Raw genomic sequence first — 9,467 nt, forward strand, 5'->3', positions numbered from 1 at the left:
AGGGTCTACTATATGTCCATAATGTAAAGTATGACTTTTCACTTTTTTTATATCTTTAGACTTATAGGGTTTAAAAATTTTTGAAATTATTTCTAAAGCATCATCTCCACTTAATCTAACTATTCCAATTCCTGCTTCCCCTGGAAAAGTGGAAATAGCTGCAATTGTATCAAAAACCATTTTCATCACCAACCAAAAAATTGTCTTATAAAATAATATACCAATGTTTTCACTTTTTCAATCAGAAATATAAAAAAAACCCTTGACAGGGTATTATTTTAAAGCTATTATGACTCTTCTATTAGGCTCCTCTCCTTCACTATAAGTCTCTACATATGGATGGTCCTGCAAAGCCATGTGAATTATTCGCCTTTCATTAGGACTCATAGGCTCTAATTCAACGCTTTCTTTTGTCTCCATTACTTGTTTGGCTAATTTTTTCGCAAGCCTAATTAGAGTCTCTTCCCTTCTTTTTCTATAATTTTCTGCATCTAATATAATTCTTCTATATCTATCATATTCTCTATACTTGCTGGCAACAACATTTACAAGATATTGCAATGAATCTAATGTCTCACCCCTATGACCTATCAACAACCCCACATTTTTTCCATATAAATTAAACTTTATAGTATCCTCATCTTCTTCTATATCAAACTTAACATCTAATTTCATCGCCTCAATTACTTGCTGTAAAAAATTTTTAGCGCTCTCCTTTATTACATCTTTTAAAATTACTTTGACTATCGCCTGCTTGCTTATAAGACCTAGAAAACCTTTACCCCCTTCATCCAACACTTCCACTTGTACCATTTCCCTCGGTACGCCAAATTCCTGTAAGGCAAGATTTACAGCTTCTTCCACCGTCTTGCCTGTCCTTATAAGCTCTTTCAACTTATGATTCCCCCTTAGCAGTATTTGTCTCTCTCATAAAAATATACTGCTGCACTATCTGAAATATATTGCTTGTAACCCAATATATTCCTACTCCTGCCGGCAGAGAAACAGTTATCCATCCCATAAAAATTGACATCATTATATTCATAGAATTTTGACTTTTGTCTGTTGCTACCATGGCAGAAGATATATAAGTAGTCACAGCAGCTAAAATAGGAATTATATAATAAGGGTCCTTTTGTGCAAGGCTATGCATCCATAAAAAAGAAGCAGTTGAAAAAGCTGGATAGGTTCTAAGCATCGTAAAAAGCGGCCACAATATTATCAAAGGCAAAAGCATAGGTAAACATCCACCGAAAGGATTTACTTTTTTCTCTTGATACAATTTCATTGTTTCCATGTTTAATTTTTGAGGGTCTTTAGCATACTTCTTTTGAAGTTCTTCTACAAGAGGCTGTATTTCTTTCATCTTTTTCATTGTGCTCATTTGCTGTATATAAAAAGGCAAAAGAAGTATCCTTATTAAAATAGTAAAAATAATTATAGCGATACCATAATTTCCCACATAATGATGTATAAATTCTAACAATTGTCCTAAATACATAGCAATTGTTGCCATAATATACCTCCAAAAATTTATTTTACAGGGTCATATCCCCCGGGATTAAAGGGATTGCACCTTAAAATCCGCCAAATTGACATAATTCCGCCCTTTAAAAGTCCATGCTTTGATATTGCTTCTATAGAATATTGAGAACAAGTTGGGTAAAATCTACAGGTCCTTGGCTTCATAGGCGAAATATATCTTTGATACAACTTAATTAAAAAAATAACAACATTTTTCATCTTTCATTCCCCGCATAAAGAGGTGTTTTCATAATCAATTTTCTCATGGAATTTTTTAAAGTGTGAAAATCAGCCTCTACAATTTTCCCTCTTGCGACAAAAATTATATCAAAACCTATTTTTATCTCAATATCTAAAAGTCTAAAACTTTCATGTAAAAGCCTTCTAACTCTATTTCTTACCACACTTTTACCTATTTTTTTACTCACTGAATAGCCAACTCTATTAAAACCTAAATTATTTTCCATATAATACATTACAACAAACTGATTAGCAACAGATTTTCCATTTGAATAAACCTTTTTAAATTCATAACTTTTTTTAATTTTTATAATCTTGTTACTCATTTATACCTCCGGATTGTAAAAAAGGCCCTAAAGGCCTCACGCTGTCAATCTATGTCTACCTTTTTGTCTTCTTCTTTTTAAAACATTGCGACCACTTTTGGTAGACATCCTCTTTCTAAAACCGTGCACTTTTTTTCTATGTCTTTTTTTGGGTTGATAAGTGCGAAGCATTGCCACACCTCCTAAAACCTAAAAAATGCTATAAAAATTATAACGTTAATTAAGGAGGATGTCAACAAGACTTTTTAAAACAAGAAAATTATCAACAACTTAAAAATTATCTACACACAGCTGTAGACAAAATTATTTTTCTTATTGATAATCTGTTGATAATTTGCTATTATAAAATTAAACTGTTGATAACTTAAATAAATTGTAGCCACAAAAATAACAACTTATTCACAGGTTGTTGATAAATTTGTGAATAAGTTGTTATTTAAATGTTAGTTTTCTTATTCATTATATTTATAATCAATGTATTTTAATTTTTTTATCAGTTTTTTTATCAAAATATCTTTTATCAACAACATCTGCACATGTGTTTTTGCAAAAGTTATCAAATTAAAAAATTCACAAAACTAAATTTAACTTATTAACAACTAACTTATACCGATAATATATTATGCCACCCTTTTAAATAAGTTATCCACATTTTATTGATGGGCTTAGGAGGTCATACAATGTATGGAGATCATCGTCAAATATGGGAGAGGATAGTGGAGGTCATAAAGAGTGAGCTTACCCCCACCAGCTATAACACCTGGTTAGTTCACATAAAACCCTTAGCAATCATTGATGATGTATTATTTTTAAGCACTCCTAATACTTTTACAAAAAATATAATAAATGGAAGATATATAAATATTATCTACGACGCTGCTTCAAAAGCTACAAATAAACTATACGAGATAAAAATATTATCAGAAGACGAAGAAGAATATAGAGAAATCAAAGAATCCTTAGAAAAAGAAAACCTAACTGAATCCACCACTCTTTCCACTCTAAATCCAAAATATACTTTTGATACTTTTGTAGTTGGAAACAGCAATAAACTTGCTCACGCTGCATGTCTTGCAGTAGCTCAAGCTCCAGCAAAAGCTTATAACCCTTTATTTATTTATGGAGGAGTAGGTTTAGGCAAAACCCATTTAATGCATGCAATAGGGCACTTTATCAATAAACATCAAAGTGGCTACAAAATAATGTACGTTACGTCAGAAACGTTTACAAACGAGTTAGTTAACTCCATAAAAGACGATAAAAATGAAGAATTTAGAAACAAGTACAGAAATATTGATGTCCTTCTAATAGATGATATTCAATTTATAGCCAAAAAAGAACGAACTCAAGAAGAATTTTTCCATACTTTTAACACCCTTTACGAAGCAAACAAGCAAATAGTTATCTCTAGTGACAGACCACCAAAAGAAATTCCAACTTTAGAAGAAAGGCTAAGGTCAAGGTTTGAGTGGGGTTTAATCGCGGATATACAGCCACCAGATTATGAGACAAGAATAGCAATACTTAAAAAGAAAGCTCAAACAGAAAATCTCAATATCCCCGACGAAGTTTTAGCCTATGTGGCAGAAAAAATTCAATCAAACATAAGAGAGTTAGAAGGAGCACTAATAAGAATCGTAGCTTTTTCAAATCTTACAAAATCTAATATAGACTTAGAATTAACTAAGCATGCCCTAAAGGAAATTGTATCTAATAAAACAAGGGAAATAACTGTAAAACTCATACAAGAAGAAGTTTGCAAGTACTATAACATAAAACTAGAAGACTTCAGGTCCCGCAAGAGAACAAAAAACATAGCTTATCCTCGACAAATTGCCATGTACTTAGCAAGAGAATTGACAGATTTATCTCTTCCAAAGATAGGAGAAGAATTTGGAAAAGACCATACTACTGTAATACATGCCTATGAAAAAATCTCTAATGAAATAAAACAAGACGAACTTCTCTCAAGGCAGATTGAGGAACTTAAAAAGAGAATAAAAGGTTTTTAACATATAAACAGGGATAACCCTGTTTATATGTTTTAAAATTTTTTGTATGTGAATATTGTTAATAATTTTAAATAATTGTCCAAAAGTTATTCACAGACAATTATCGACTTTTTCTCTGCTTCACAAACCATTACTAACAAACTAACACTTTCTATTACTACGACTACTAAATGCTTATCTTATTTATTATATGATTTGATTCAAAAAAATATTCTCAAAAACAGGAGTGAAAAAAATGAAATTTGTGTGTGATAAAAATTCATTATTTGAAGGAGTAAATATTGCAATAAGGGGGGTATCTTCCCGAACTACTCTTCCTATTCTTCAAGGTATCAAAATTTCAGCTTTGAAAGGTCAAGTCAAATTTTCAGGAACTGATTTGGACATAGGGATAGAGTGTCAAATTCCTGCAGTGGTAGAAGAAGAGGGAGAAATAGTTGTACCTGCAAAAATTTTTTCAGAATTAGTTCGAAAATTGCCAGAGGGAGAAGTAAAAGTAGAAAGTGATTCTCAAAACACGGTAAATGTAGTTTGCGATAGCATAAATTTCACTATTGCAGGAAGCGACGCTGTAGAATTTCCTGAAATCCCTCAAGTATCTAGAGAAAATTCTTTTAAGTTGACGCAAAATATTCTAAAAGACCTAATAAGAAAAACAGTCTTTTGTATTGCCCAGGAGCAAACAAGACCTATTTTGACAGGTGTTCTATTCGAAGTGTTTCAAAATGAAGTTAAAGCAGTAGCTTTAGATGGATTTAGAATGGCTATATATTCTTATCAGAGTGAGGAAAAATTCTTTGACGAGGATATAGAAAAATATTCTATAGTAATTCCAGGTAAAACTTTAGAAGAGATATACAGAATCTTAAAAGATGAGGAAACAGAGATAGAGATATACCACACTGCTAATCAAGTGTTATTCCAAATTGAAAATACAAAGGTAATATCGAGGCTTTTAGAAGGAAGCTTTATAAACTACAATGCTGTTTTACCAAAGGATTATAAGACTGAAGTGGTAGTCAAAAGAGAAGTTTTAACTGAAAGTATTGAAAGAGCTTCACTAATTGCAGAAAGCAAAAATAATTTGATTAAGTTTGAGATTGGTGATAAATTTATTACTGTCTCTTCTAATTCTGAAAAGGGCAAGATGATAGAAAAAATAGAAGTTGATGTAAAAGGAATGTTTCTTGAGATCGCTTTTAACTCAAGATATTTATTAGATTCTTTAAGAGCCATCGATGAAGAGGAAATAACGCTTTATTTCATAAATAGTATAAATCCGTTAATAATAAAACCTATAGGAAGTAAAGATTATCTTTATATGATACTTCCTGTAAAACTCAATTAAAAATAAGAGGTGTTTTTTAAATGATAGAAGTGCCTATAGAGACGGAATATATTACCTTAGGGCAATTTTTAAAGTATATGAAAATATGTCAAACTGGAGGACAAGCAAAGCAATTTATTTTAGAAGGAAAAGTTAAAGTAAATGGCGCAATAGAATTAAAAAGAGGTAAAAAACTTCGCAAAAATGATATAATTGAGGTAGATGGTAAAACTTATATCATAAAGTGAGGAATTTAACTTGTATGTGAAGGAGCTATTTGTCGACAATTTTAGAAATTTACAAAAGCAAAAAATAGAATTTTGCGAAGGAATAAATATATTTTATGGTTTAAATGCACAAGGAAAGAGCAATTTATTAGAAAGTATTAGGCTTTTAAGTATGGGAAGGTCTTTTAGAGGGAGCAAAACGACAGAACTAATAAAATTTGGAGAAGATTATTTTTATGTAAAAGCTATAATTTGTCAAGAAAATAACGATAAAAAAATAGAATTTGGATACAAGAAAAATGAAAATAAAGTCATTAAAGTAAATGGCAATAAAATAAAGTCGACTTCCGAACTTTTAGGTCAACTTTTGACAGTCATTTTTTCTCCTGAAGATTTAAACATAATAAAAGAAGGACCTTCCCATCGCAGAAAATATCTGGATTCTTGTATATCTGTTGTTGAAAAGAATTATCTTTATAACCTCATGCAATATAACAAAATACTAATGAATAGAAATAAACTATTAAAGAGCATAAAAGAAGGGAAAAGTAAAAGTATACTAGAAATTTTTGATGACCAATTAGTAGAATACGGGGCAAAAATAATTGTGATGAGACAAAATTATTTAAAAAACGTAGAAATTAATATAAAAAAATTTTTACTTGAAATTTCCAATGAGACAGCAGAAATTGTCTACCTAAATAGTGTTGGACTTAAAGATGCTTCAGATGAAGAAATAGTTAAAAAAAGATTAAAAGAAAAACTATTAAAGAATATAGATTTAGATTTAAAGTATCTTACAACACAAGTAGGGCCTCATAGGGAAGATTTTAAGATTATTATAAACGGCTATGATTCAAGAGTATATTCTTCTCAAGGTCAACAGCGAACAGTGGCTTTATGCCTTAAATTATCAGAGTTTGAAATTTTAAAAAAGGAGACTAGTGAAAAACCAGTACTGCTTTTAGATGACGTAATGTCAGAATTAGATGAAAATAGAAAAAAATATGTCCTAGAAAGATTAAAAGGTTTTCAGACTTTTATAACCCATACTACAAAAAGAGATTTAAAAGGAGATTGTTATTTTAAGATATCTAATGGGGTTGTCATTAAGGAATAGGGGGTCAAAAAATGTATGTCCATTTAGGCGGCAACGTGGTAGTACCCGATAAAGAAATTATAGGCATTTTTGATATGAATATTGTAACCACTTCTGAAGCTACTATTCAGTTTCTGAGAGTAGCGGAAGAAGAAGGATTTGTGGTCAGAATTTCTGACGAAAAGCCAAAGTCTTTTATAATCACAGAAAGGGATAAGAGGAGTATTATTTATTTATCACCAATTTCTGCTTTTACCCTTATAAGAAGGACACAAAAAATAGAGGATTAGGGAGGTATTAAATTGTATCAAAAAACATCAGAAGGAATTGTTGTGAGAAATGAAGGAAAGAAGTTAGAGCTTAGAGTATTAGGTGATAAAATTATTAACGTTTTTGTAAGTAATAAAGAGGAAAAAAGAAAGGATACAATTGCGATAGAAAAGAAAGAATACGATATTCCTGAGTTTAGTATAAGTGATGAATTAGAAAGCATATTAATTGAGACTAATTCATTGAAAGTAAAAATAAATAAAAATGACCTTTCTGTGAGTTTCTTAGATAAAAATGGAAATATAATTAATGAGGATTACAATGGAGGAGCAAAGTTCAATGAAACAGATGTAAGATGCTATAAAAAGTTAAGAGAAGACCATTTTTACGGTTTTGGAGAAAAAGCAGGATATCTCGACAAAAAAGGCGAAAGGCTTGAGATGTGGAATACAGATGAATTTATGACTCACAACCAGACTACAAAACTTTTATATGAGTCTTACCCTTTTTTCATAGGAATGAACGATTATCACACTTATGGAATATTTTTGGACAACAGTTTTAGGTCTTTTTTTGATATGGGTCAAGAAAGTCAAGAATATTACTTTTTTGGAGCATATGGCGGCCAAATGAACTACTATTTTATATACGGAGAAGACATAAAAGAGGTTGTGGAAAATTATACATATCTTACAGGAAGGATAAGTCTTCCGCCATTATGGGTATTAGGTAATCAACAAAGCAGATATAGTTACACCCCACAAGAGAGAGTACTGGAGGTTGCAAAAACTTTTAGAGAAAAAGACATTCCTTGTGATGTGATATATCTCGATATAGATTACATGGAAGGGTATAGAGTTTTTACATGGAATAAAGAAACGTTTAAAAACCACAAAGAAATGTTAAAACAGCTTAAAGAAATGGGATTTAAAGTAGTGACAATTGTAGATCCAGGAGTTAAGAGAGATTACGACTACCATGTTTACAGAGAAGGAATTGAAAAGGGTTATTTTGTAAAGGATAAGTACGGTATAACCTACGTTGGAAAAGTATGGCCAGGGGAAGCTTGTTTTCCTGACTTTTTACAAGAAGAAGTGAGATATTGGTGGGGTGAAAAGCACAGAGAATTTATAAATGATGGCATTGATGGTATATGGAATGATATGAATGAACCAGCTGTTTTTGAAACACCTACAAAAACAATGCCAGAGGATAATATTCATATTTTAGATGGAGAAAAGGTACTTCACAAAGAGGCTCACAATGTCTATGCAAATTACATGGCAATGGCCACAAGAGATGGTTTTCTAAGGATAAGACCTAATGAAAGGCCTTTTGTTTTGACAAGAGCCGCTTTTTCAGGGATACAAAGGTATGCTGCAATGTGGACAGGAGACAACAGAAGCTTGTATGAGCATCTTCTTATGATGATGCCAATGATAATGAACATAGGTCTATCTGGACAACCGTTTGCAGGAGCAGATGTTGGAGGATTTGAAGGAGATTGCCATGAAGAACTTTTTATAAGGTGGATAGAGGCTGCGGTATTTACTCCGTTTTTAAGAGTTCATTCTGCAATAGGAACAAAAGACCAAGAGCCATGGTCTTTTGGTAAAAGAGCAGAAAATATTTCTCGAAAATATATAAAAATGAGATATGAACTTTTTCCTTACTTATATGATTTGTTTTACATTGCATCTCAAAAAGGCTATCCTATTATGAGGCCTTTGGTTTTTGAATATCAAAAAGATGAAAATACTCATAAGATATATGATGAATTTATGTTTGGAGAAGGTCTCTTAGTTGCTCCTTTATATCTTCCTTCAAAAGAACGAAGAGAAGTTTATTTGCCTGAAGGAATCTGGTATGATTACTGGACGGGAAAAGAATTCAAAGGAAAAAACTATTACCTTGTGGATGCTCCTATAGAAGTAATACCTCTTTTTGTAAAAGAAGGAGGAATACTGTTAAAACAGCAGCCTCAGTCTTTTATAGGGGAAAAGAAGCTGGAAGAATTAACAGTGGAGATATACAAAGGGAAAGAGGGACATTATCTCCATTATGAAGATGATGGAAAATCTTTCGATTATACTAAAGGGGTTTATAACCTCTTCGATATAAGTTTTTGTTATAAAGAAGGAAGAATGGATATAAAATTTGATAAAATTCACTTTGGCTATGACAAAGGAGTTAAAAAGTATAAATTTATATTTAAAAATTTTGACGACATCAAAGAGATTAAGATAAATGGTGAAAAAGTTGAGAAGGAAAGTTGTGAAATTGAATTGTAAAATAGAGGCAAAAGCCTCTATCAGACTGTAGACAAACTATTTTGTAAGATTGGCATTTTGTGAAGTAATGCGACTCGCGACAAAGCAGTAACTAAACTTAGCAAGTGTGATGACGGAGGCGGGGCTGGAGCCACGGATGGCGGAAGCGGCC

General features: G+C 31.5%; 11 protein-coding genes and 1 pseudogene. 6 read left to right on the plus strand and 6 right to left on the minus strand.

Going from position 1 to position 9,467, the window contains the following annotated elements; genetic code table 11:
• The 6 genes and pseudogenes from M663_RS14815 to rpmH all read right to left on the minus strand — a co-directional run.
• Positions 1-180 (minus strand): annotated as a pseudogene (locus tag M663_RS14815) (tRNA uridine-5-carboxymethylaminomethyl(34) synthesis GTPase MnmE); the annotation flags it as partial.
• Between the two features lie 93 nt (positions 181-273).
• Complete coding sequence (gene jag, locus M663_RS0110905; protein WP_009052056.1) at positions 274-894, minus strand: RNA-binding cell elongation regulator Jag/EloR; 621 nt, start codon at positions 892-894, stop codon at positions 274-276.
• 1 nt (position 895) lies between these two features.
• Positions 896-1,516, minus strand: coding sequence for a YidC/Oxa1 family membrane protein insertase (locus tag M663_RS0110910; RefSeq protein WP_029688920.1), 621 nt, complete (start codon positions 1,514-1,516; stop codon positions 896-898).
• 17 nt (positions 1,517-1,533) lie between these two features.
• Positions 1,534-1,743, minus strand: a complete 210-nt coding sequence (gene yidD, locus M663_RS0110915) for a membrane protein insertion efficiency factor YidD (protein WP_004399512.1) — start codon at positions 1,741-1,743, stop codon at positions 1,534-1,536.
• Positions 1,740-2,090, minus strand: coding sequence for a ribonuclease P protein component (gene rnpA, locus M663_RS0110920; RefSeq protein WP_004399511.1), 351 nt, complete (start codon positions 2,088-2,090; stop codon positions 1,740-1,742). Before rnpA ends, yidD begins: the two co-directional genes overlap by 4 nt.
• A gap of 36 nt (positions 2,091-2,126) precedes the next feature.
• Positions 2,127-2,261, minus strand: a complete 135-nt coding sequence (gene rpmH / locus M663_RS0110925) for a 50S ribosomal protein L34 (protein ID WP_003867410.1) — start codon at positions 2,259-2,261, stop codon at positions 2,127-2,129.
• A 509-nt stretch (positions 2,262-2,770) separates the two neighbouring features.
• On the opposite strand from rpmH, the gene dnaA reads away from it, so the two are divergent.
• The 6 genes from dnaA to M663_RS0110955 all read left to right on the plus strand — a co-directional run bounded on the left by dnaA (position 2,771) and on the right by M663_RS0110955 (position 9,316).
• On the plus strand, positions 2,771-4,102 hold the full coding sequence (dnaA, locus tag M663_RS0110930; protein ID WP_004399506.1) for a chromosomal replication initiator protein DnaA: 1,332 nt from the start codon (positions 2,771-2,773) through the stop codon (positions 4,100-4,102).
• A gap of 235 nt (positions 4,103-4,337) precedes the next feature.
• Positions 4,338-5,450, plus strand: coding sequence for a DNA polymerase III subunit beta (dnaN, locus tag M663_RS0110935; RefSeq protein ID WP_029688921.1), 1,113 nt, complete (start codon positions 4,338-4,340; stop codon positions 5,448-5,450).
• Positions 5,451-5,470: 20 nt separating this feature from the next.
• Complete coding sequence (yaaA, locus tag M663_RS0110940) at positions 5,471-5,677, plus strand: S4 domain-containing protein YaaA (protein WP_029688922.1); 207 nt, start codon at positions 5,471-5,473, stop codon at positions 5,675-5,677.
• A gap of 10 nt (positions 5,678-5,687) precedes the next feature.
• Complete coding sequence (gene recF, locus M663_RS0110945) at positions 5,688-6,776, plus strand: DNA replication/repair protein RecF (protein WP_029688923.1); 1,089 nt, start codon at positions 5,688-5,690, stop codon at positions 6,774-6,776.
• Between the two features lie 11 nt (positions 6,777-6,787).
• Positions 6,788-7,045, plus strand: a complete 258-nt coding sequence (locus M663_RS0110950; RefSeq protein WP_029688924.1) for an extracellular matrix/biofilm biosynthesis regulator RemA family protein — start codon at positions 6,788-6,790, stop codon at positions 7,043-7,045.
• 12 nt (positions 7,046-7,057) lie between these two features.
• The gene (locus tag M663_RS0110955; protein WP_029688925.1) at positions 7,058-9,316 is read left to right on the plus strand and encodes a TIM-barrel domain-containing protein; all 2,259 of its coding nucleotides are present in this window, start codon (positions 7,058-7,060) and stop codon (positions 9,314-9,316) included.
• Positions 9,317-9,467: the final 151 nt, after the last annotated feature.

Source organism: Thermoanaerobacter sp. A7A (assembly GCF_000445185.1).
In the GTDB taxonomy this organism is placed as follows: domain Bacteria; phylum Bacillota; class Thermoanaerobacteria; order Thermoanaerobacterales; family Thermoanaerobacteraceae; genus Thermoanaerobacter.